The organism is Chromobacterium sp. IRSSSOUMB001, from assembly GCF_023507765.1.
Lineage (GTDB): Bacteria > Pseudomonadota > Gammaproteobacteria > Burkholderiales > Chromobacteriaceae > Chromobacterium > Chromobacterium haemolyticum.
The window spans coordinates 21,782-43,794 of the sequence record NZ_JALCYU010000020.1 but is presented as its reverse complement, the minus strand read 5'-3'; the positions used below and the strand labels follow the sequence as shown (position 1 = coordinate 43,794).

The 22,013-nt window shown below is 64.7% G+C and carries 20 protein-coding genes and 2 tRNA genes; 14 read left to right on the top strand and 8 right to left on the bottom strand.

Annotated features, from left to right (window positions below; genetic code table 11):
* Nucleotides 1–114: 114 nt before the first annotated feature.
* The 5 genes from MOV80_RS21125 to MOV80_RS21105 all read right to left on the bottom strand — a co-directional run bounded on the left by MOV80_RS21125 (nucleotide 115) and on the right by MOV80_RS21105 (nucleotide 5,028).
* Nucleotides 115–1,419 (bottom strand): nucleotide sugar dehydrogenase, encoded by a 1,305-nt coding sequence (locus tag MOV80_RS21125; protein WP_039755644.1) that lies wholly within the window; start codon nucleotides 1,417–1,419, stop codon nucleotides 115–117.
* Between the two features lie 350 nt (nucleotides 1,420–1,769).
* Nucleotides 1,770–2,570, bottom strand: a complete 801-nt coding sequence (locus tag MOV80_RS21120; RefSeq protein ID WP_039755638.1) for a polyamine aminopropyltransferase — start codon at nucleotides 2,568–2,570, stop codon at nucleotides 1,770–1,772.
* Entirely contained in the window at nucleotides 2,560–3,537 is a 978-nt protein-coding gene (ttcA, locus tag MOV80_RS21115; protein ID WP_019102701.1) for a tRNA 2-thiocytidine(32) synthetase TtcA, read from the bottom strand. Before ttcA ends, MOV80_RS21120 begins: the two co-directional genes overlap by 11 nt.
* A 102-nt stretch (nucleotides 3,538–3,639) precedes the next feature.
* On the bottom strand, nucleotides 3,640–4,401 hold the full coding sequence (locus MOV80_RS21110; RefSeq protein WP_249605459.1) for a pteridine reductase: 762 nt from the start codon (nucleotides 4,399–4,401) through the stop codon (nucleotides 3,640–3,642).
* Between the two features lie 78 nt (nucleotides 4,402–4,479).
* Nucleotides 4,480–5,028, bottom strand: coding sequence for a hypothetical protein (locus MOV80_RS21105; protein WP_157222119.1), 549 nt, complete (start codon nucleotides 5,026–5,028; stop codon nucleotides 4,480–4,482).
* 61 nt (nucleotides 5,029–5,089) lie between these two features.
* On the opposite strand from MOV80_RS21105, the gene MOV80_RS21100 reads away from it, so the two are divergent.
* From MOV80_RS21100 to MOV80_RS21085, 4 genes are all read left to right on the top strand, one after another.
* Nucleotides 5,090–6,241, top strand: a complete 1,152-nt coding sequence (locus MOV80_RS21100) for an SAM-dependent methyltransferase (protein ID WP_019102698.1) — start codon at nucleotides 5,090–5,092, stop codon at nucleotides 6,239–6,241.
* An 85-nt stretch (nucleotides 6,242–6,326) separates the two neighbouring features.
* Nucleotides 6,327–6,403: transfer RNA gene (locus MOV80_RS21095), tRNA-Met, on the top strand.
* 35 nt (nucleotides 6,404–6,438) lie between these two features.
* Nucleotides 6,439–6,515, top strand: a tRNA-Met gene (locus tag MOV80_RS21090).
* Nucleotides 6,516–6,749: 234 nt separating this feature from the next.
* Nucleotides 6,750–7,577, top strand: a complete 828-nt coding sequence (locus tag MOV80_RS21085) for a transporter substrate-binding domain-containing protein (protein ID WP_019102697.1) — start codon at nucleotides 6,750–6,752, stop codon at nucleotides 7,575–7,577.
* A 16-nt stretch (nucleotides 7,578–7,593) separates the two neighbouring features.
* Here MOV80_RS21085 and recC read toward each other — a convergent pair whose 3' ends face one another.
* The gene (gene recC, locus MOV80_RS21080) at nucleotides 7,594–10,803 is read right to left on the bottom strand and encodes an exodeoxyribonuclease V subunit gamma (RefSeq protein WP_043594041.1); all 3,210 of its coding nucleotides are present in this window, start codon (nucleotides 10,801–10,803) and stop codon (nucleotides 7,594–7,596) included.
* Nucleotides 10,804–11,015: 212 nt separating this feature from the next.
* Between recC and MOV80_RS21075 the strand changes: the two genes are divergently transcribed.
* From MOV80_RS21075 to MOV80_RS21030, 10 genes are all read left to right on the top strand, one after another.
* A complete protein-coding gene (locus tag MOV80_RS21075; protein WP_019102695.1) occupies nucleotides 11,016–11,447 on the top strand; it encodes a type IV pilin protein in 432 nt (143 codons plus the stop codon).
* Complete coding sequence (locus MOV80_RS21070) at nucleotides 11,441–11,944, top strand: prepilin-type N-terminal cleavage/methylation domain-containing protein (RefSeq protein WP_043594042.1); 504 nt, start codon at nucleotides 11,441–11,443, stop codon at nucleotides 11,942–11,944. The genes MOV80_RS21075 and MOV80_RS21070 overlap by 7 nt, the downstream gene beginning before the upstream one ends.
* On the top strand, nucleotides 11,934–12,323 hold the full coding sequence (locus MOV80_RS21065; protein WP_019102355.1) for a hypothetical protein: 390 nt from the start codon (nucleotides 11,934–11,936) through the stop codon (nucleotides 12,321–12,323). The genes MOV80_RS21070 and MOV80_RS21065 overlap by 11 nt, the downstream gene beginning before the upstream one ends.
* Complete coding sequence (locus MOV80_RS21060) at nucleotides 12,316–13,011, top strand: hypothetical protein (protein ID WP_249605458.1); 696 nt, start codon at nucleotides 12,316–12,318, stop codon at nucleotides 13,009–13,011. Before MOV80_RS21065 ends, MOV80_RS21060 begins: the two co-directional genes overlap by 8 nt.
* The gene (locus MOV80_RS21055) at nucleotides 13,008–15,011 is read left to right on the top strand and encodes a hypothetical protein (protein WP_118266478.1); all 2,004 of its coding nucleotides are present in this window, start codon (nucleotides 13,008–13,010) and stop codon (nucleotides 15,009–15,011) included. The genes MOV80_RS21060 and MOV80_RS21055 overlap by 4 nt, the downstream gene beginning before the upstream one ends.
* 80 nt (nucleotides 15,012–15,091) lie before the next feature.
* Entirely contained in the window at nucleotides 15,092–15,478 is a 387-nt protein-coding gene (locus MOV80_RS21050) for a SirB2 family protein (RefSeq protein ID WP_019102352.1), read from the top strand.
* Nucleotides 15,479–15,571: 93 nt separating this feature from the next.
* Entirely contained in the window at nucleotides 15,572–16,588 is a 1,017-nt protein-coding gene (locus MOV80_RS21045) for a peptidase U32 family protein (RefSeq protein WP_019102351.1), read from the top strand.
* 25 nt (nucleotides 16,589–16,613) lie between these two features.
* Nucleotides 16,614–17,543, top strand: a complete 930-nt coding sequence (locus MOV80_RS21040; protein ID WP_249605457.1) for a U32 family peptidase — start codon at nucleotides 16,614–16,616, stop codon at nucleotides 17,541–17,543.
* Nucleotides 17,530–17,964: an SCP2 sterol-binding domain-containing protein gene (locus MOV80_RS21035; RefSeq protein WP_081576085.1), complete on the top strand. Its 435-nt coding sequence runs from the start codon at nucleotides 17,530–17,532 to the stop codon at nucleotides 17,962–17,964. Before MOV80_RS21040 ends, MOV80_RS21035 begins: the two co-directional genes overlap by 14 nt.
* A gap of 252 nt (nucleotides 17,965–18,216) precedes the next feature.
* Entirely contained in the window at nucleotides 18,217–18,975 is a 759-nt protein-coding gene (locus tag MOV80_RS21030) for a GGDEF domain-containing protein (RefSeq protein ID WP_019102348.1), read from the top strand.
* 1 nt (nucleotide 18,976) lies between these two features.
* Here MOV80_RS21030 and MOV80_RS21025 read toward each other — a convergent pair whose 3' ends face one another.
* Both MOV80_RS21025 and MOV80_RS21020 read right to left on the bottom strand, forming a co-directional pair.
* Nucleotides 18,977–20,269, bottom strand: a complete 1,293-nt coding sequence (locus tag MOV80_RS21025; protein WP_019102347.1) for an FAD-binding oxidoreductase — start codon at nucleotides 20,267–20,269, stop codon at nucleotides 18,977–18,979.
* Between the two features lie 173 nt (nucleotides 20,270–20,442).
* Nucleotides 20,443–21,408 carry a LysR family transcriptional regulator gene (locus MOV80_RS21020; protein ID WP_039755418.1) on the bottom strand — a complete coding sequence of 322 codons (966 nt, stop codon included), beginning with the start codon at nucleotides 21,406–21,408 and terminating at the stop codon, nucleotides 20,443–20,445.
* Nucleotides 21,409–22,013 lie beyond the last annotated feature (605 nt).

Genomic DNA, 22,013 nt, shown 5'->3' with positions numbered 1-22,013 from the left:
TTCTGCCTCAAATTCCTTCAAAACACGCGGGCGCATCGCTTAACGATGCACCCGCTTGGGCACTTGTCTCACCACGCCCGGCAAGCGCAGGGACAAGACGCGCGGCGTTGCGGCTTAGGCCTTGACGATGTTGTCCGCCGGCTCCAGATACTTGCCGCGGCTGTCCACCACCAGTTGCGCGTGCGCCTTGATCTGCGCGTAGTCGAACTTGTCGTGGTCGGTGGCCAGCAGCACGCAGTCGTAGCCGGCCAGGCTCTCCGCGCTCAAGGCCACGCTGGACAGCTCGAAATGATGCTCGCGCATCTTGGGGAACACCGGCACGTGCGGGTCGCTGTAGGCCACTTCCGCGCCCAGATCGCGCAGCTTCTCCATCAGGAACACCGACGGGCTTTCGCGCATGTCGTCGACGTTCTTCTTATAGGCGATACCCAGCACCAGCACGCGGCTGCCGTTGATGGACTTCTTGCGCAGGTTCAGCGCGGCCGCCACTTTGGACACCACGTAGTCGGGCATATTGCTGTTCACTTCGCCGGCCAGCTCGATGAAACGGGTGTTGACGCCGTATTCGCGCGCTTTCCAGGTCAGGTAGAACGGGTCGATCGGAATGCAGTGGCCGCCCAGCCCCGGACCCGGATAGTAGGGCACGAAGCCGAACGGCTTGGTGGCCGCCGCGCGGATCACTTCGTGGATGTCGATGCCCATCTTGTCGGCGACGATCTTCATCTCGTTGACCAGGCCGATGTTCACCGCGCGGTGGATGTTTTCCAGCAGCTTGGTCATTTCCGCGGCGCGGGTGGAGGACACCGGCACCACCTTGTCGATCACCGCGCTGTACAGCGCCACGCCGATTTCCTGGCAGGCCGGGGTCACACCGCCGCACACCTTGGGAATGGTGCGGGTGGTGAAGTCCGGATTGCCCGGATCTTCGCGCTCCGGCGAGAACACCAGGAAGGCGTTGTCGCCCACCTTCAACCCGCGCGATTCCATGCGCGGCAGTAGTTCTTCGTCGGTGGTGCCCGGATAGGTGGTGGACTCCAGCGACACCAGGTGGCCTTCGCGCAGATAGGGCACCAGGCTGTCTATGGTGTTCAGCACGAAGGACAGATCCGGCTCGCGGTATTTGTTCAACGGCGTCGGCACGCACAAAATCAGCGTGTCGGCTTCGACAGCGCGAGAGAAATCGGTGGTGGCTTCGAAACCGCGGCTCAGCGCGGTGGCGATGCTGTCCGCGCCGATGTGTTCGATATAGCTTTGGCCTGCCATCAGGGCGTCCACCTTGCCCTGGTCGATATCGAAGCCCAGCACTTTGTAGCCGACTTCGGCGAAGCGCAGCATCAGCGGCAGGCCGACATAGCCCAGGCCCACGATGCCGATGACGGCGGATTTGTCTGCAATCCGATTGAGCAGTTGCTGCTTGATCACGGTATAAGTCCCAACAGTATGTAAATACGATAGCGGCGGATCCGACGACGTTCACGACAAGCGGCGCGAAAGCGAAACCGCCCGCGCCGTGCCTGCCCTAAACTGTCCGATCCACCGCCATAAAGTTCATTCAACGGCAAGCCAGCTTGCCGCCTTCCGTTTCTGTCCGTACTGATCTGCCTCAGAAACCGCTCAAGCGGATTCTCTTCGCAGTTGAGGCGAGGGTGCAAACCATCCCGCAAACACCCTTGGCCGCAGTTAACCGCCCGCTGACGGCATGTATGCCGGCATTATACGCCGCTTACCCACAGCCATTGAGTAAGCAAATGTACGCCGGGCGACATCGTTCAAATCAGCAGATGGCCCGCTGTGTGCTGATTAGTCAACTTCAAGCGATTGACGAACTCTCCGAACTCCAACCCGAAACGGCACTCCATCCGGTCGGCCCGCTCCTTCAAGGCCTCCCATTGAGTCAGCGTCGGGCTTTGACGGAAAGCCATGACCGCCACATTGCCATGACTGGCGGAAGGCAGCTCCAGCACCCTGCCCTCGAATACATTAAGCAAACGTTCGACGAAGCTTTGATAGCGTTTGTCGCCGCTCCACCAATTGGTGACGAACACCCCCTTGGGACTCAAGGCGCGCTTGCAGTCCTCAAAGAAGTCCTCGGTGGTCAACTCGTCAACAATCTGCAAGCCATCGAAACCATCCACCAGGATGGCATCGGTGGAACCGCGGAAAATTTTCACGTAGTCCGCGCCGTCGGCCTCGATGATTTCGAAAAAGTCGCCTTCCTCCGGCAGCTGGAAAAAAGCCCGCGCCACCGCGATCACCTGAGGGTTGATATCCACCGCCACGCTGACCGTGTCCGGCAGATATTCATCGATGAAGCGCGCCAGCGAACCACCGCCCAGCCCAATCTGCAAAATATGCTGCGGTTCGTCGTTCCACAACAGGAAACCCATCATCGCCCGGCTATACGACAACACCAGTTCGGCGGGGTCATCCAGATCCATAGAACTCTGTATGGTTTCCGAACCCAAATGCAGCGAGCGGATATTGCCGGCCTCCGATATCTCCACCTCCGGCATTTCATCCACAGCGGCGCGCACGCGGCGGCGGAACGGATGCAAGGCCCTACGCGCCACAGCCGGAGCCCTCGCCCGCTGGATTACGCGAATCCAGAATACTGATGGTGCGCTTCTTCGGCGCCGCTTCGGCCTCGTCGTCCCTAGGCGGCGGCGGATCGCGGAATTCTTCCTTGTCGAAAGCAGTATCGCCGCCTTCGAACGGGGCGTCGCCGGTCTTCAGGCCGGCAAAGTCGAACAAAGCGGTGTCGGCCAGGTGGGACGGCACCACATTTTGCAGCGAGCGGAACATGCTCTCCAGCCGGCCGGGAAAGCGACGGTCCCAGTCGTTGACCATTTCCTTGACCACTTGGCGCTGCAGATTGGGCTGCGAGCCGCACAGATTGCATGGAATGATGGGGAATTCGCGCAGCGCGGCGTAGCGTTCAATATCCTTCTCGCGGCAATAAGCCAGCGGGCGGATCACCATGTGGCGACCATCGTCGGACACCAGTTTGGGCGGCATGGATTTCAGCTTGCCGCCGTAGAACATATTCAGGAACAGAGTGTGCAGGATGTCGTCGCGGTGATGACCCAGCGCGATCTTGGTCGCGCCCAATTCGTCGGCCACGCGGTAGAGAATGCCGCGGCGCAGCCGCGAACACAGGCTGCAAGTGGTCTTGCCTTCGGGCACCAGCCGCTTGACGATGGAATAAGTATCTTCTTCGACGATGCGGTACTCCACGCCGATGGAGTCCAGATATTCCGGCAGCACATGCTCGGGGAAGCCCGGCTGTTTCTGGTCCAGATTGACCGCCACGATGGAGAAATCGATAGGCGCGGACTTCTGCAAGCCGCGCAGAATGTCCAGCAAGGTATAGCTGTCCTTGCCCCCGGACAGGCAGACCATCACGCGGTCGCCCTCTTCTATCATATTGAAGTCATTGATGGCGTCACCCACATGGTGGCGCAGGCGCTTGGCCAGTTTATTGCCTTCAAACACGGCCTTTTTGGCCTTGTCGTCGAGGACGCTGCTTGCTTCGGACATGGAGTACGGCTAAGAAATTGAAAAACAGGCGATTTTACTGTTTTTCCGCGGCGAAATCCATGACGACGAATATGGCGCGGGCGCGGCCGATCCCTCCCGCGGCTACAACACCACGCTGCGGCCGCCGTCCACCGCCAGAATCTGGCCAGTGACGTAGCCGGCGTCCAACAACAAGAAGGCCACTGCCTGAGCGATGTCTTCCGGCACCCCGGTGCGCCGCAAGGGAATACTGGCCTCTATCGCCGCGCGCTCCGCCGCATCGAAAGACGCGTCGTCCTCCGGCCACAGATTCACCCCGGGCGAGACGCCGTTGACCCGCACCGACGGCGCCAGCTCTATCGCCAGGCTGCGAATCAGTTGGGCATGGCCGGCCTTGGCCAGGTTGTAGACCACGTGCCGAGCCATTGGCCGCTCCACATGGATATCGGCGATGCCGACGATGGCCCCGCGACGCTTGGCCAGCTCGGGAGCCAGCGCCTGGGACAGGAATAATGGCGCCTTCAAATTGCTGCCCATCAGATCATGCCAGGCCGCCTCGTCGATCCGACCCACCTCAGTGGGGAAGAAACTGGATGCGTTGTTGACCAGACCGTCCAGCCGCCCAAATGCCGCCACCGCCCGCGCCGCCAGCGCCGGCAAGGCCTCCGTGTCCAGCAAATCCCCCTGCAGCAGCCGCGCGGAGTCCTGCCGCTCCGTGTTCAACTCCGCCGCCAAGGCCTCCGCCTCGCCGCGCGAACCGCGATAGTGCAGCACCACCCGCAGGCCGCGCGCATGCAAATGGCGGGCGATGCCCGCGCCCACGCGCCGCGCCGCGCCGCTGATCAGCGCCACCCGCTGTTCCCCTGTCGTCCCCTGATCCGCCATTCCCGCTCCTCTGAATCTCCGCCTGCCGCCGCAGGCTCCCATACACGCGTTGCGCCGCGATGACGCCGGCCGCAACGCCTACTTCTTGCCCATGCAAGGCAGGGCCACCGCCAAAGCCGCCTGGCTGGACGGCGGCAGCGTGAAGCGCGCCTCCAATTTGCCGTGCTTGCGGCTAGCTCCGTCTATCGTCACCAGCAGTTCCTTGTGCGTGGAGGACTGCCAGGCGAAGAATTCTCCCTGCGACGGCCACTCGAAGACAAAGCGCCCGTCCGCCTCGTACCAACCCGCGAAATGGCTGTCCGTGCCGCGGCGCAAACCCGCCATGCCCAGCTTGAGCTTGCGGCGCTCGCCCAGACCGCCCGGCCCCTCGAACGGGCGCACGTCCCAACCGCCCAGTTGGTCGGACACATGCAGCGACATCCGCAGCGGCGGGCTGTCGGCTCGGCAGGCCAGCTCCAGCATCGCTGGAAAACGACTGCGCCCCACCGTCGCCTCGCCGTCCAGGCTGGCCACCTGCAAGGGCTTGTCCGGATACGGCTTGCTCACCGTCCACTGCGGCGCAGCCAGCGCCGGTCCCAGCATCAGGCCGCCCGCGCAGCCGGCCATCCAACGGTAAAATAGCGTCACCCTCTTCTCCTGTCCGCCAGTTTCCACCACAATCGCGGCACATTGTAGCAGGATGCCCGCCATGACCACCTTACCCGCCGCCAGCGCCGACGCGCTGGCCATCAGCCAACGCCTCGTCCACGCCATCCAGGCGGAAATCCGCCAGCGCGGCGGCTGGATGCCGTTCTCCCGTTACATGGAACTAGCGCTGTACGCGCCCGGCCTCGGCTACTACGCCGCCGGCAGCCGTAAACTGGGCGCGGCCGGCGACTTCACCACCGCGCCGGAAATGAGCGCCTTGTTCGGCCGCGCGCTGGCGCGTCAACTGGCGGAGTTGCTGCCGCAAACCGCCAACATTCTCTACGAGTTCGGCGCCGGCACCGGCAAGCTCGCCATCGACATTCTCAGCGAACTGCAAGCGCTGAACGCGCTGCCGGAACGCTATTGCATCGTCGACCTGTCCCCGGACCTGATCGAGCGCCAGCAACATAATATCCGCCAAGCTCTGCCCCATCTGGCCGAGCGCGTGCAGTGGCTGGACCAGTTGCCGGAGCAGTTGGACGGCGTGATCATCGGCAACGAAGTGCTGGACGCCATGCCCTGCGAGCTGATCCACTGGACCCCCGAACCACAACAGCGCGGCGTGGCGCTGGACGGCGAACGCTTCGTCTGGGCGGACCGCGCCATCGAAGACCCGCAACTACTGCAACTGGCCCAGGCCATTGAGCCGCGTCACAACGACTATCTGTCGGAAATCAGCCCGGCCAATATCGGTTTCATCCACACCCTGGCGCAGAAGCTGGCGCGCGGCGCCGTGCTGCTGCTGGATTACGGCTTCCCCGCCGCCGAGTACTATCACCCGCAGCGCCATATGGGCACGCTGATAGGCCATTACCGCCACCATACCGTGGACGATCCCTTCTTCCTTCCCGGCCTGATGGACCTGACCTGCCACGTTGATTTCAGCGCGGCGGCCCAAGCCGGCATAGACGCCGGCCTGGACCTGATCGGCTACACCACCCAAGCCCAGTTCCTGATCAACGCCGGCATCACTCAATTGCTGGAGCAACTGGACCCGGCGGACGCCGCCGCTTATCTGCCGCATGCCGCAGCGATCCAAAAACTACTGTCTCCGTCGGAAATGGGCGAGCTGTTCAAAGCCATAGGCTTCGGCAAGGGCGTGAGCATAGACTGGAGCGGGTTTCTGCGCGGCGATCGCTGCTACACACTGTGAGACGGCCGCCGCGAGAATCTTGTTGACAGCCGGCTTTCGGCTGCGTATATTTCGCGTCTCGGTGCACTCGTGCATCGAAAAACGTGGCGAATTAGCTCAGTCGGTTAGAGCGACGGAATCATAATCCGCAGGTCCGGGGTTCGAGTCCCTGATTCGCCACCACAGTTTGCGAAGAATTGTTTTCGACAAGTCTTCATGGCGAATTAGCTCAGTCGGTTAGAGCGACGGAATCATAATCCGCAGGTCCGGGGTTCGAGTCCCTGATTCGCCACCAAAATGAAAAGGGTCAGCGCAAGCTGACCCTTTTCGCATTTCCGCCGCCTTCCCCCTCCCCGCCTAGAGCCGCACCTCGCAGAGAGCCTCGCAAACAGTACAAGTCTTCCCCCCAGGAGGCGCAACGCAGGGTCAGGGGTGTTATGAGCGAGCCTTATCCACAGGATGAAGCGAGAGCGTCAAGTTATCCCCAACCGCCCAGCTATAGTGAAGCATTTCCCGCTGGAGCCTAACCATGCGCCGCCTGCAAGCCGGAACTCTCCGCGCCGCTGTCCACGGATTGATCTGCGCCGCGGCGCTATGTGCCGGCCCAGCCCTGGCCGCGCCTCCACTAACACCGAGCGTCTGCAGCCTGAGCGTAGGGTGGGACAGTTGGCCCCCATACCACTACCTGTCCGCGCGCCAACAGCTGGACGGCTACTCCGTCGCCGTGCTCAACGAAGCCGCTCGCCGGACCGGCTGCCGGCTCAACTATCAGCAAATGCCCTGGCCGCGGACCTTGCTGAGCCTGAAAAACGGATTGGTGGACCTGGCGATGGAAGCGCTGAAAACGCCGGAACGCGAGTCTTTCGCCCGCTTCGTCTGGGCCTACAGCCCCACTACCGTGCGTTTGTGGGGCCTGCGCAGCCGCGTCGCGCAATGGCCGACGCACCGGCTGGAGGACCTGGGCAAGCACGGCAAGCTCATCCTCGGCGTCACCCGCGGCGATAGCTACGGGACGAATATAGACGCTTGGCTGAAACAGCCGCCGCCCACGGTCAGCGTGGATATCGGGCCGACGCTGGACATCAATGTCCAAAAACTGCGGGCCAAGCGGCTAGACCTGTTGCTGGCCAATAGCGCCACCATGCGCGCGGCGCTGCAGGCCCAGGCTACGGAACCGGAGATCGTGCCGCTCGCTCCGGTCTGGAATACCGGAGGCGCTTATTTCATCTTCAGCAAAAGCAGCGTGCCGCGGCCGGTGGTGGAGGCCTTTCAGCAGGCCTTGACCGGCATGTGGCGGGACGGGTCGATCCAGGCCCTGTACCAGCAGCACTTCGAAGCGCCGTATCCGGAGGAATAAGCCGGCGTCGGCCGCCTCAATCCTCGCCGCCGCCCTGCAGCCGTTCCGCCAGCGGCAGCAGCAGTGTTTCCGCCAATTGGGCGAACAGAGGGTCGTCCAGCGGCTGCTGATTGCGAAAGGCCAATGCGATCGCGGCCTCGTCCTTTTGCGCCATGCCGCCTTCGCGAACAAAGCTTGGATCCCACTTCTCCAGCGCCTTCTGCATCGCCTTGTCGCGCCGCTCCGGCTCCGCCGCCAAGGTCTCGGCGTAAGCCCAACTGGTGCGGCCGAACCAAGGTAAGGGCTGATCCTGGCCCTGGCGCCAGCGCGCCAACCAAGGCTCTAGCAAGGCCAGAGCCTCCGGCTCGTCCTCCAGCAGCAGGCTGCCGGTGTCGTCGTAGCAGACGGTGCGGCAAGCCACGCCCGGCGGCCGCGCCGCGCACAGAATCAGGTGGCTCAGCCACAGGGCCACGCGCTGGGCGGCGTTGATCTTGCCGACGACAAAGTCCAGCTGACCTTCGGGACGCAGCCCGGTGAGTTCGCCCACCAGGGTGAGACCGGCCGCGTGCAGATGGACCGGCTGCGGCGGCAGAACGTCCCGGCTCAGAGCGGCCGGCAGCCGCGCCGCCAGCTTGACGCTGGAACGCGCCTCCTCCACCAGCCAGGCCCGGCCCAGCGCGGCTGGCGGCAAAAGGCCGGCGGCGGCGACGCGCTCTCGCACCGGCGCTTGCGGACGGCGGTGCAACATGGCGTCCACCAACTGCCTGCGCACCGCCTGGCTGGCGTCGCCGTCCACGGCGAAGGGCTCGCGCACCGGCAATTCCTCGTCGCCGCCAAACAGACGGATGGCAAGCCGGTCCGCCAACCACGCGCGCACCGGATTGCGCCAGAAGCGGATGAAATCATGCAGATTGACCACACCGCTGAGCGCCGCCGGCGGCAAAACGCCGGCGAAGGAGCGCGGCGCGGCCTCCGGCTGCGACAAGGCCGCGGCGAAGGTGGGCTCGAAACTGGCCAGCCGCGGATCCGCGCCGTCGTAGGCGGCGGGCGAAAACGGCTGTAGCGGATGGCGCACCGTCAACGTCCGGCCGAGATCCTGGCCGCACATGGCGGAGAAGCAGTCCAGCAACTCGGCGATCAACGGCGACGGCGGCAGGGTCTCTCCGCTGCGGGCGGACTGCCCCACATAGGACAAGTACAGTTTTTCGCGCGCGGAGAGGATGGCCTCCAGAAACAGATAGCGGTCGTCGAAGCGGCGCGAGCGGTCGCCGCGGCGCGGATGGCGCGCCACCAGATCAAAGCTGACCGGGCGTTCGTCGCGCGGATAAGCGCCGTCGTTCATGCCGATCAGACACAGCACGCGGAAGGGAATGGAGCGCATCGGCACCATCGCGCAGAAGGTGACCCCGCCGGAAAGAAAGCCCAGCGGAGAGGCCAGCGTGAGCTTGCGCTTGAGCCAATCCCGCACCACCGGCAAGCCCACCGGCTGTTCAAAACCGGCCAACTCCGCGTCCTCCGCCAATTCCGCCAGCGCTCCGCGCAGAACTTCCAGCGCTTTCTCGTCGTCGGCGTCGGCGTCGAACAAACGCTCGCAAGCTTGCTGCAGCCGCTCCGCCCACCGCGCCGGGCTGGCCGGGCGCGCCCACTCCTCCGCCGTGCATTCCAGTTCGCGGTAGCAAGCGGCGAAACGCCCCAGCGCTTCCGCCAGCTGGCCCTGAGCGCTGCTGTGCGGCAGCAGGCCGGCGTACAGACCGCTGTCGTCTCCGGCCAAGGCCGGCGGCAACACCGCGCCCAGCAACAGCCGGTCCAACCCCCAGCGCCAGGTAAACAAAGGATCCGCCGGCAAGCCCAGCGCCGCCTTGTGCGCGGCGTCCCGCCCCCAGCGGATGCCGGCTTCACGCGCCCATTGACGCACAAAGGGCACGTCGGCGTCGTCCAAGCCAAAGCGGCGCAGCAGCGCCGGCGCGTCCAGCAAGGCCAGCACCTGATCGGCGGCGAAGCGGGAGTCCGCCAGATCCAGCAAGGCGGCGTAGCTGGCCAGCAACGGCTCTTCCCGCGCAATGCGGCGGTCGGCGATGCTGTAAGGGATATCCGGCGCCGCGTCCTCCTGCGGACGGGCGCCGAACACCGCGTCGATATAAGGCGCGTAGCTATTGATGTCCGGGGTCAGCACCGCCACGTCTGCGGGATTGAGCCCCGGGTCGTCGCGGAACATCGCCAGCAAGCGGTCTTTCAACACCTCCAATTCGCGCATCGGCCCGTGAGCGGCGTGGATCTGCACCGAATCATCGTCCGCCGCCAGCGGCCGCGGCGCGTCCTTGGGGTCGTTCAATTGCAGGATGTCGCGTTGCAGCCGCGCCAGCAGCGCATCGCCGCGCGGAGCGTCGAACAAGGGGCGCGCATCCAGTTCGCTGTCTTCGGCGATCAACTCGAAAAAATCACGCCCCTGCTTGCCCAAGGAGGCCAATAAAGGATGGCCCTCGGTGGCGAACAAATCGCCCTTTTGCCGCAGCTTGAGCTTGCGGCGCGCGTCGACGATGTCGCCCCAATACGCCTCGCAGGGGTTGAGGGTGAACAGGCAGACGTCGGTGAGTTGGGACAGCCGCTTGACCAGGGCCAGATACATGGGCGCCAGGCTGGCGATGCCGAACAGCGTCACTCGTTCCGGCAAGTGCTCGGCCTTCAGTTCGGCGAAGAACTCGTCCAGCATGCGCACGCGATGGCGGCTGGAATCGCTGTCGGCCAGCCGCCGCCACAGCGCGGCCTGCCAGGCTTCGTCCTCGCCCAAGTCCTGCAACTGACCGGCCTCCCAGGCGCGGATCCAGTCCGGCCGAAACACCAGATATTGGTCGAAGATGTCCGCCACTTTGCCGGCCAGTTCGAAACAGGCCGCCTCGCCTCCCTCAAGATAACGCGACAAAGCGAGAAAAGGCTCGCCCTCCAAGGTTGGCAGCAGCTCCATCAGCCTCCAGCTCAGCACTTCCGGCGCAAACGAGGACTTGCGCGGCAGCTCCGGCATCACCCGCTGCATCAGCCTCCAAGCGAAGGCCGCCGGCAACACGAAGTCCAGATTAGCGGCCACGCCGTTGCTGCGCGCCAGGTCCAGCGTGATCCAGCGCCCCATGCCGCGGCTCTGCACGATCACGGTTTCCGGCGCGAACGGGTCGGACAGCGGCAAGCTCTGGCTCATTCCGCAAAAAAGCTGGCCCAATTGCTCCAAGCGGTTGGACTGGTAAAGAAGCAGCATGAGGGAATCGACGGGTGGTGAAATCAGGCCAAGTGTAGCATCCGCGGCTCGGATCGGCCGCATGCGCCGCGTGCGGCAGATTATGCCGCGTCCCTGTTCATCGTGAGCGGCTAGCCCCTCAATTGGATACTTACAAAGCATATTGATGCCAATCAATACCAATATAAATCCAATGCCGTTAAAATATGACATTTATTTAACGAGGCGATGTCGTGAGCGCGTCCGTCCGGCCTCAAGGCCATTCCGGCTTCACCCTGATCGAGATGATGGTGGTGGCCGCCATCGTCGGCATCCTGCTCTTGGTGGCGGTGCCGTCCTACCAGCGCCACGTGCAGGCGGCCAAGGCCAATACCGCCAAGAGCGACCTGATGGCCTTGAGTCTGGCCTTGGAAAACCACAAACTTCTGCACTTGGCTTATCCCGCCGCCAGCGCGGACAGCGCCAGCGCCATCCGCGCCGCGCTGGGCAACAACAGCTGGCAACCCGCTCAAACGGAATTCAACTACGGTTACCAACCGCAGAGCGGCAGCTTCCTGCTCACCGCCAGCGGCGTCGGCCCGCAGCTGTCCGGCTGCGTGCTGAAACTCAGCGGCGCCGATCACAGCGCCAACACCAGCACCTCCGCGTGCCAGACCCAATGGTGACCCCTCCCCGCCGCCAGCGCGGCCTGACCCTGATGGAATTGTGTGCGACGCTGGCGCTGATCGGCCTGTTGGCCCTGCTGAGCGTGCCGCTGGCGCAAGGCTGGAGCGACGCCCACAAGCTGGCGCTGGCGCGCAGCCAGTTAGCGCGGGCCTACGCCCAAACCCAGGCCGCGGCGCTGAGCAACCCGCAGGCGGCGCCGCCGGACCAAGCGGCCGCGGTATTGATGTCCAGCGCCGAAGGCCAGCTGTGCGTATTCGCCGGCGCGCCGGCCAGCGGCACCCAGGGCGAACGCTGCCGCGGCGCGGCGCTGTGGCGCGCCGCCGCGCCGCGCCCGGTGACGCTGGGGACAAGTTGCCTGACGATGCCCGCCGCGCAATGCCTGGCCTTGAACAACCAGGGCCAGCCGCTGGCGACGCAAGCGGCCGGCGTTGTCTGCGGCACACGGCCCGCCTATTGCATTCGCGGGACTCAACAGGAACTCAGCGGTGACTTATAAGGCGCAAAGCGGCATCAGCCTGCTGGAAAGCCTGATCGCCATGTTGCTGCTGATGCTGACCGGCCTGGGCATTGTTTTTGTCAATGCGCGCAGTCTGGGCAGCCAACAGCAACTGCAACAACACGCGCTGGCCCTGAGCAAGGCGCGGGAACAATTGCAACAAGGCGGCCTGTCCTGCGACAGCGCCGACAACTGGCCGCTGGCCAGCGGCGTCAACGCCACCGCGCGGCTGGCCTGCCGTTCCGCGCCCGCGGTGACCTTGCGCGGACAAGCGCAAAACGGCGGGGCCGAGATCTCCGCCAAGGCCGCGCTGCGCGGCCAGACCTTGCAGCTGCAAGACGCGGCATCATCCACTCTCACCCTGAGCAATCATGAATAAACGCGCCTCTGGCTTTAGTCTGCTGGAGCTGCTGATCGGCATGCTGCTGGCGCTGATCACCACCCTGGCGATGCTGACCCTGTATCGACAGACCGCGCGCAGCGTGTTCGACCCGGACCAAGGCAGCGCCAAGCTGGCGCAACGGGACAGCCAGCTGATGGCGGCCTTGCTTAGCGTGCAGCAGCAGGCGCAGGAAGCCGGCTTCGCCGCCGGCGGCGGCCGCGAGCAGAACCTGCTATTGCTGTCGATAAGCGATTTGCGCCTGAACGCCGACGGCGCCGTCACGGCGCTCAGCGCCGCGCCGGTGGCCTCCGGCAGCGGCAACGCCGCGGTGTGGCGCTACCGCCCGCAACTGGACGCCGGCGCTTACGCCTGCCGCGGCGTGGCCCGGCTGGGCGAAGCCGGCCAGAACAGCGTCGTGTACCAGCTGCAAGCCGACGACTGCGCCGTCATCTCAGACGCTCTAAGCCAGCCTTCGCAATGGCGGGCGCAGGCGCTGACCGGCCCGCTGCCGCCGCGCCATAGGCTCAACATGGCTTTGCGGCTGGAGCAGCCCTGCTGGCCCTATGCGGCGGCAACGGCGGCGAGCCAGACCTTTCCCCAGCTGCTGCTCAATTACGACAACGCGCAGCAAGGCGAGAGCCGCAGCTTCGCCAGTTGCCTGACCAATCTGGCGGCCCCCTCATGAAGGCTCGCTCCCTCCCGCCGCGCCGGCAACGCGGCGTCGCCGCGGTGCTGATGGTGCTGCTCACCGGCATGGCCCTGACCGCGCTGGCCCTGGGCGGCATGCACCACCTGCGCGGCCAGCAGGAACTGACCCGCTCCTTGCGCGGCAATAGCGAAGCGCAGTGGCGCGCCTGGACCGGCGCGGAACTGGTGCGGCAATACCTGTCGGCGCTGACGCCGGCGCAACTGAAGACGCTGGAGCAGGACGGCGCCGCGCTGAGCCTGGACCGCGCCAGCTTGCCGCTTGCAAGCCAGGGGCTGGCCGACGCCCTCCAGATCAAACTGCTGCCGGCGCCGCGCGCCGGCGGCGCCGTGGTCGACGACGACAAAGCGGCGGCCTGGATCACCGCTCGCAGCGGCGACGCCACGGTGACGCTGGAGGTGGTTTACCAATTAAACGGCGCGCCGCCGCCTCCGACCGCCAACGCCGCGGCGCAAATCCGCGGCGGCCTGTCCACCAGCGGCAATATTGTGGTCACCGGCGCCAAAGACGCGCTGCTGCAAGTGGAGGGCGCGGTGGACACCAGCGGCAGCCTGACCGGCGTCAGCGCGATCCAGGCCACCGGCGACATCCTGTTCCAGGGCAATCCGGCCCGCGGCGACGGCCAGGCCCCGCTCAGCCTGTGGAGCAACGGCGACATCCGCGTCAACAGCGGCCAGTTTCTGACGCTGAAAGCGCGCGGCGACATCACCATGGGCAATGGCAGTGATGTGGAAACCGCCGCCGCCAACGGCGCGGTCAGCAGCAGCGGCGAGCGGGTGGGCCGGCTGACGGCCATCGGCGACGTGACGCTGGCCGGCAACGTCGCTATTTCCGCCCAATTGCTGAGCCAGGGAGATGTGCGCTCCAGCAGCAGCAACCGGCTGAACGCGCTGCGCGCCCAGGGCCTGCTGGACACCCGCGGCAACGCCAACATCGACGACGGCATCATCGGCGGCGCTTTCACCCACAACGGCGCGCAGATCTTCGACGCCGCCGGCCAGCCGCGCCAAGCGCCGCCGAACACCGTGCGGGTGCGCCACCAAGCCGGCTTGAAAGTGCCGCTGGAGCCCGTACCGGAATTCCGCCTCGGCGCCACCCGCATCAATGCCAACGATTACCGCGACGCCGCCAACCTCATCGTCTACTGGGACCCGGCGGACCGCTCCGCCGACGCGCTGCAGCGCATCCGGATCCGGCTGCAACACGTCGCCGGCGTGCCGGACGGCGCGGTCTACCGCCTGGGCCGGGAGCGGGCCGACGACTGGCAGCGCAATGATCTGTGTCCAGCCTTGCAGGCCGACGGCAGGCGCTGCGCGACGGTGACCGGCCAGCCGGTTTTGCGTCTGTGCGAAAGCGATGCGGAAAGCTGCCTCGCTGGCAGCAGCGCGCAGCAGTGGTTGCTAAAGCTCAAGCTGCCGCAAGGCATGCTGCCCGGCGTGGTGCTGTTCGAAGGCAATCTGTCGCTGTACGGCCGGCTGGACAACGCCATCCTCGCCACCGGCCACATCGAAACCAGCAGCAATGTCGAACTGTGGAGCCTGCGCCAGGCCGGCGCGGCGCGAGTATGCCGCAGCGCGGACTTCCCGGAGGTCTATCCGCTGAACCATTGCGGCGCGGACCGGAGTTCGCTGCGCGAATCCCCTCTGCTCGGCATCGCCTTGCTGGCCGGCGGCTACGATGCGGCCCAAGCTTTCAGCGGCGGCAAGATCAAGCTGGGCGCCAGCAATCGGATACACGGCGCGGTGCTGGCAGGCGACACGCTGGACACCGCCGGCAGCACGCATATCTACGGCCCTGTCAGCGCGGCGCTGCAAAGCCGGCCGCCCGGCGCTCAGCCGCCGAACCGGCCGCTGAACAGCCTGGGCGCTGAAACCGTGATCGACATCAGCGGTCAGAACGGTTTGCCGGGCGAAGGCGGCGGCGGCACGCCGAACCCGCAAACGGGCGCGGCGCGGGTATTATGGGCGCGCTATCGTTAAGCGCGCTCAAGCCCTAAAGCTTGCCCAAGGTTTCACCAAGCGCAGCGGACATTCAACAGGTTTTTAACTTCCGGACGCCTATGTATCCTTATCTGATCGTCAAACACGCCCACATGGGCTTCGCCTATCTGTCGATTCTCTTGTTCGCCGTGCGCGGCGGCCTGATGCTGGGCGGCAAACAGCACCTCCTGGCGCTAAAGCCGGTGCGCATCCTGCCCCACGTCATCGACACCCTGCTGCTGGGCTGTGCCATCGCGCTGGTGGTCATGGGCGGCTGGCCCATCCTGCAAAGCCCGTGGCTGCTGGCCAAGATCGTGGGCCTGGTGCTCTACGTGGCGCTGGGCACCATCGCGCTGCGCCGCGGCAAAACGCCGCAAACCCGGCTGATCGCCTTCCTCTGCGCGCTGGTCGCGGTGTTCTACATCGTGCTGGTGGCCAAGACCAAGATGGTAGTGCCCTTCTTCTGATTCTCCAGGCGCCCGGCCTGCGCTTGACCCAGAACAAGGCCCCGCGACGCGGGGCTTGTTATCGTCGGCGGGTTTTAAACCGGACCGACCAAGATGGCTCTGCACACATCCCTGCCCGAGCTGGTCTGCCCCGCCGGCAGCCTGCCGGCGCTCAAGGCCGCGGTGGACAACGGCGCCGACACCGTTTACCTGGGCCTGAAAAACCAGACCAACGCCCGCAATTTCGCCGGGCTGAATTTCGACGACGCCAGCGCGCGCGAAGGCATCGCCTATGCGCATCGCCACGGTCGCAAAGTGCTGCTGGCGATCAACACCTTCGCCCAAGGCGCCGACGCCGGCCGCTGGCGCGCGGCGGTGGACCAAGGCGCGGCCCTGGGCGCCGACGCGCTGATCCTGGCCGACCTGGGCCTGATGGCCTACGCCGCAGAACGCCACCCTGAATTGCGCCTGCACATGTCGGTGCAGAGCTCGGCCACTAATTACGAAGCCATCAATCTGGCGCGCGACATGTTCGGCATCCGCCGCGCCGTGCTCCCTCGGGTGCTGACCCTGGATCAAGTGCGCCACGTGATCGAACACACCGACGTCGAAATCGAAGTCTTCGGCTTCGGCAGCCTGTGCGTGATGGTGGAAGGCCGCTGTCAACTGTCCAGCTACGCCACCGGCGAATCGCCCAACACACACGGGGTGTGCTCGCCGGCCAAATTCGTGCGCTGGGAACCGGACGAGCGGCGCATGAACGCCCGCCTCAACCACATCCTGATCGACAGCTACCGCGACGACGAACCCGCCGGCTACCCCACGCTGTGCAAGGGCCGCTTCCAGGTGCGCGACGAAACCTATTACGCGCTGGAAGAACCCACCAGCCTCAATGTGCTGGACATGCTGCCGCAAATCATCGCCAGCGGCGTGGCCGCCATCAAGGTGGAAGGCCGCCAGCGCAGCCCGGCCTACGTGGCTCAGGTGACGCGAGCGCTGCGCGAAGCGCTGGACGCCGCCGGCCGCGACGGCGCGCGCTTCCAGGCGCGCCCGGCCTGGCACCAGGCGCTGAACAAGGTGTCGGAAGGACAGCAGCAGACGCTGGGCGCCTACAACCGGCCGTGGAAATGAGCGCCGCCCCCATGGAAAACCGACAATGACAACCCTCAATCTGCAATTGACGCTCGGGCCTGTGCTGTTCTTCTGGCCGCGCGACACCCTGCTGGACTTCTACGCCGCCGCCGCCGACTGGCCGCTGGACCGGATTTATCTGGGCGAAGTAGTGTGCTCGCGCCGCCAGCAGATGCGGCCGCAGGACTGGATCTCGCTAGCGCGCGACCTGGCCGCCGCCGGCAAACGCGTCACCCTCAGCTGTCAGGCGCTGCTGGAGAGCGAATCCGATCTGCGCCGCGCGCGCCAGTTGGCCGCCAACGGCGACATCGCGCTGGAAGCCAACGACCTGGGCGCGATCAAGCTGGCCCGCGAACACGGCCTGCCCTTCGTCGCCGGCCCGCATCTGAACATCTACAACGCCGACACCCTGAAACTGATCCGCGACTGGGGCGCCGAACGCTGGGTGCCGCCGGTGGAAATGGACCGCGCCACGCTGGCCGAACTGCTGGCCCGCTACGCCGAGATCGGCACGCCGATCGCCACCGAGCTGTTCGCCTGGGGCAAGCTGCCGCTGGCCCTGTCCGCGCGTTGCTTCACCGCCCGTCATTACAATCTCAGCAAGGAAGACTGCCAGTTCCGCTGCCTGGAACACCCGGACGGGCTGACCATGCGCACCCAGGACCAGCAGGACTTCCTCACCCTCAACGGCATCCAGACCCTGTCCGCCAGCTGCCATAGCCTGCTGCCGCATCTGCGCGGCCTGTCCGCCATCGGCGTCGACGCCGTGCGCGTCAGCCCACAGTCTCGCGCCACCGGCGACATCGTCGCCCTGTTCCGCCAAGCGCTGGACGGCGCGGACCCGGACACGCTGCTGTCCGCCAGCAGCCGCCACGCCGACTCCGAACTGGTGGACGGCTATTGGCGCGGCCAGGCCGGCAACCAAGCCATAGGAGCCTCCCATGCGCATTCCTGATCTAGCCCTGCCCTCCGCCGCCGCGGCGCTGCTGTCCCGGCTGCCGGCCGCGCCGCCGGCCTGGCTGCTGGCCGCCAGCCTCAATCAACTGGCCCGGCGCGGCGTGCTGCCCGCGGACATGGCGCTGTTGACCGGCCGCCGCTTCGCCATCCGCGTGCTGGACGCCGGCCTGACCCTGCGCTTCCGCGCCGACGAGCAAGGCTTCCGCCGCGACCAGGAAAACCACGCGCCGGATTTGCAGCTCTCCGCCACGCTGGCCGACTTCGCCCGGATGATGCTGCGCGAGGAAGACCCGGACACGCTGTTTTTTCACCGCAAACTGCTGATTGAAGGCGACACCGAGCTGGGGCTCATCGTCAAGAACCTGCTGGACAGCGTGGACTGGAGCGCCACGCCGCTGGGGCGCTTCATGGCCGTTTAATCACCTGTTAAACGTCTCGCGAGCAAAGGCGAAAACGAGCGAAAAAGCGGAATACACGAGTGGTGCATGAATGTTTTTAGCTTGTTTTCAACACCGTATCGCCAACGCTCAGCAGTTCGTGAACAGGTGCTTATAACGTGTTGCCGGCGCGCACTCCTTGTGGCCGGGCCAAGTTTGGGCTAATCCGAAAAGAATCAACGCAATCTAACCGCCTCCCGGCGGCCTGCACTCATCGGAAACGGCCCAAGCCCCATGAAGCCACGCCTGTTCAGCCTCCGGCAGATCTTGCTCGACTTGGCCACCCTGCTCCTGGCCAATCTGCTGATATTCTGGCTGGCCCAGCGTTACCAGTGGCTGAACTCCGGCGACGTCAATGCGCAAACCATGGCGCTGGCGCTGCTGCTTTGCGTCAACCTGGCCGTATCGCTGGCGCTGTTCGCCTACCGCCGCGCCCGCGAATCCCACGCCATGCTGCAAGAGCTCAACACCATCGCCGGCCAAGACGCGGTCACCGGCCTGGCCAACCGTCGCCAGGCCAACACCATCCTGGAACGCGAAACCGAGCGCTCCTACCGTACCCGACGCCCCTTCTCCGTGCTGCTGTTGGACATCGACCACTTCAAGGACGTCAACGATAATTTCGGCCACCTGGCAGGCGACCAAGTGCTGGCCGCCTTTGGCCAACTACTGCAAAAACGCGCGCGCCAGTTGGACACGGTGGCGCGCTGGGGCGGCGACGAATTCTTGCTGATTTGCCCGGAAACCGAGCAGAGCGGGGCGATGGCGCTGGCCGATGATATCCGCCAGCGCTTGGCGCAGACCGAACTGCCGGCGGTGAACCGCCTGACCACCAGCATCGGCGTGGCCACCCAAACCCTGGACGACATGCCGGAGACCCTGCTGCACCGCGCCGACATGTATCTGTACGCGGCCAAGAACGCGGGCCGCAACCGCGTGGTGGGCGAAGCCGGCAGCGCCAACCGCGAGCGGCGCCTCGCCCCCGACGACTAACTCACAGCCCCAAGCGGTCCCTGAGCCCGTACCACCACGCTCCCATGGTCAGCATTGGCACGCGGAACGCGCGTCCGCCAGGGAAGGGATAGTGCGGCAGGCCGGCGAAACGATCAAAGCGCCGGCTGTCGCCGTCAATGGCCTCCGCCAGCAACCGCCCGGCCAGATGGGTGTAAGTCACGCCGTGGCCGCTGCACCCCTGCGAGTAATAGACATTGTCGCCAATGCGCCCGGCCTGCGGCAGCCGCGACAAGGTCAGCGAGAAATTGCCGGTCCAGCCAAACTCGATCTTGTAATCCGCCAACTGCGGAAAGGTTTTCAACATTTTGGGGCGGATCAGCCGCTCCACCTCGCCCGGATCGCGCGCGCCGTACACGGTGCCGCCGCCGTACAACAGCCGGTTGTCGGCGGTCAGCCGGTAATAGTCCAACAGGAAATTACAATCCTCGACACAGTGGTCTCCCGGCAACAGGCTCTTGGCCAGCGCTTCCGGCAACCGTTCGGTCGTCAGCACCTGGGTGCCGCAAGGCAGACTCTTCTCCGCCAAAGCCGGCAATAGATCGCCCAGATAAGCGTTGCCGGCCACCACCAGAAAGCGGCAACCAACCTCGCCGCCGGCGGTCTCCACCCGCACCCGGCCGCCAGGATGAATCTTCAGCGCCGCGGACTGCTCGAAAATCCGTCCGCCAAGGGACTCCAGCGCCGCCGCTTCGCCCAGCGCCAGGTTCAAGGGGTGAATATGCCCGCCCCAATTGTCCAGCAAAGCGCCGACGTACTGATCCGACGCCACGATGCCCCGCATGCTCTCGCGATCCACCAACTGCAAACCGGTATGGCCGTAGCGCTCCCACAAACGCTTCTTCGCCGCCAGTTCATCCAACTGCTTCTGGGTGAAAGCGGCGAACACATTGCCGTTTTTCAGATCGCACTGGATGTTGTACTGCTCGATGCGCTCGCGAATGATGCGCCCGCCTTCGAACGCCATCGCGCCCAGCCCCTCGGCCGCCGCTTTGCCGTGCCGGCGCTCGATGACATCCATATCGCGGCTATAGCTGTTGACGATCTGGCCGCCGTTGCGGCCCGATGCGCCCCAGCCCACCCGCGCCGCCTCCAGCACCGCCACCTGATAACCGCGCTCCGCCAAATGCAACGCCGCGGACAAGCCGGTGTAGCCGGCGCCGATCACGCAGACATCGACCTGCAAAGCCCCCTGCAAGGACGGGCGCTCCGGCGCCGGATTGGCCGATGCGGCGTAATAAGAGCGGGTATGTTCTTGTCGGGCCGGCGCGTTCATAGCTGTCTCCTTGGCAAAGCGAACGCGTGGCGTCCGTTCATGATTGGTATAAAAACACAATACACGCGCTCATTATATTTAACAACACCTGGGAGAAAGGATGGCTCTCAGCGGTAAAAAGACAACAAAAAAGCCAGCGCGAGCGCTGGCTTTCGGATGAAGCGGAGACGGGATCAGACTGAGTTTTTCTGAGCCGCCTTGCGTTTGGCGCTCAAATCCAGGCCCGGCAGATCCGCCATGATGTCCGGATGATCCGCCAATTTCTCCACGACGAAATCAACGAACACCCGTGTGCGCGGCGCGATGTGATCGCGATGCGGGAAGCAGATGTAAATCGAGCGCTCCAGCGACACCATATCGGTCAACACCGGCTCCAGCTCGCCGGAACGGATCAGATGCACCACTTCATGGCCCGGCAACTGGGCCACGCCCATGCCCAGACGCGCCAGCTCGGCCACCGCCTCCATCTCGTTCAGCGTGTAAGTGCCGTTGACCTCCAACGGAATCCGCTCGCCCTTGCGATCGAACTCCCACTTGAACAGGCGGCCGGAAGTCGGGAACTGGAAATTGATGCAATCGTGGTTGCTCAACTCCTCCGGAGCGCTCGGACGGCCATGCAAATCCCAATACCCCGGCGACGCCACCACGTATAGCGGCATCTGGGCCAAGTTGCGCGCCACCATGCGGCTGTCCGGCATCATGCCGGAACGCACGCCCACATCGTAGCCGTCCTCGATCAAATCGCTGAAATGGTCGTCCAGGCCGAAGAAGACCCGCACCTTGGGATAGCGCTCGCAGAACTCGCCCATGATGGGCAAGATGAAACGCCGGCCAAAGGAGTTGGGCATGCTGACCCGCAGATGACCGGCCGGCTCGTCGCGGCTGGCCTTCAACTGATTGATAGCCGAATCCAGATTGTTCACCGGCCCGCGGCACTGGGCGTAGAAACGGCGCCCGTCCTCGGTCAGCGTCAATTGGCGCGTGGTGCGGTTGAACAGGCGAACCTCCAGTTCCTGCTCCAGCCGGGCGATGCTCTGGCTGATAGCGGCCGGCGATACGCCCAGCTTGCGCGCGGCGTCGGAGAAACTGCCGTTTTCCGCCGTGGTCATGAAGACCATCAATGCTTTTAAGGTGTCCATAATCAGGGATGTTCCAGGCTCGGCATCGCCTACCCTTCACGCCCGGACGGACGCCCTGGATTTGACAATGCTGATAACATTATTAAGTAGTATATCTTTAAAAAGGGTACACCATACCCTCTAATGATTAAAGAAGAACTTGCAAATTGTTGTGAATGCATCTTCATGGACAAATCCACGCCAGGAACAGAACCGACCGCAGCTTCCCCGCTGCACCGCTCACGGAGCGCACTTTGTCATATAGTTTTTACAGCTTGCTTGAAAATACATCGCCCTATTTTCTATGCAATCCAAGTATGCACCTGATCCGGGCTGAATGCCATGAGTTTGTTGCAACAGACTCAATGAAACAGCATCAAGTTGGCAACAATATGCCGCAGGAGCAACGATGATCGCAGAGGAGCGGCATCGGCTGCACGACGGCACCCATCCAGCATAAGCCATGCGTCGCCGCAAACAACACGATAATCGCGTTCAACGACCCATTTTCACCGGCCTGGCAAGCGCAGCCGCAGCCCAAAAACACCGCGCTTGATCCGCGTCAAGTTATCGCCACCTCGGCCACACAGCCCGTAAAACACAATTTATAGTGTCGCCAATTCGAT

Bases quoted from the DNA above. Each gene is read 5' to 3' on its own strand.
- MOV80_RS21030 (WP_019102348.1), top strand. From the start codon at position 18,217: ATGAAGCCACGCCTGTTCAGCCTCCGGCAGATCTTGCTCGACTTGGCC.
- MOV80_RS21100 (WP_019102698.1), top strand. From the start codon at position 5,090: ATGACCACCTTACCCGCCGCCAGCGCCGACGCGCTGGCCATCAGCCAA.
- MOV80_RS21110 (WP_249605459.1), bottom strand. From the start codon at position 4,401: ATGGCGGATCAGGGGACGACAGGGGAACAGCGGGTGGCGCTGATCAGC.
- MOV80_RS21085 (WP_019102697.1), top strand. From the start codon at position 6,750: ATGCGCCGCCTGCAAGCCGGAACTCTCCGCGCCGCTGTCCACGGATTG.
- MOV80_RS21055 (WP_118266478.1), top strand. From the start codon at position 13,008: ATGAAGGCTCGCTCCCTCCCGCCGCGCCGGCAACGCGGCGTCGCCGCG.
- recC (WP_043594041.1), bottom strand. From the start codon at position 10,803: ATGCTGCTTCTTTACCAGTCCAACCGCTTGGAGCAATTGGGCCAGCTT.
- MOV80_RS21045 (WP_019102351.1), top strand. From the start codon at position 15,572: ATGGCTCTGCACACATCCCTGCCCGAGCTGGTCTGCCCCGCCGGCAGC.
- MOV80_RS21060 (WP_249605458.1), top strand. From the start codon at position 12,316: ATGAATAAACGCGCCTCTGGCTTTAGTCTGCTGGAGCTGCTGATCGGC.
- MOV80_RS21035 (WP_081576085.1), top strand. From the start codon at position 17,530: ATGCGCATTCCTGATCTAGCCCTGCCCTCCGCCGCCGCGGCGCTGCTG.
- MOV80_RS21025 (WP_019102347.1), bottom strand. From the start codon at position 20,269: ATGAACGCGCCGGCCCGACAAGAACATACCCGCTCTTATTACGCCGCA.
- MOV80_RS21040 (WP_249605457.1), top strand. From the start codon at position 16,614: ATGACAACCCTCAATCTGCAATTGACGCTCGGGCCTGTGCTGTTCTTC.
- MOV80_RS21050 (WP_019102352.1), top strand. From the start codon at position 15,092: ATGTATCCTTATCTGATCGTCAAACACGCCCACATGGGCTTCGCCTAT.
- MOV80_RS21070 (WP_043594042.1), top strand. From the start codon at position 11,441: ATGGTGACCCCTCCCCGCCGCCAGCGCGGCCTGACCCTGATGGAATTG.
- MOV80_RS21020 (WP_039755418.1), bottom strand. From the start codon at position 21,408: ATGGACACCTTAAAAGCATTGATGGTCTTCATGACCACGGCGGAAAAC.
- ttcA (WP_019102701.1), bottom strand. From the start codon at position 3,537: ATGTCCGAAGCAAGCAGCGTCCTCGACGACAAGGCCAAAAAGGCCGTG.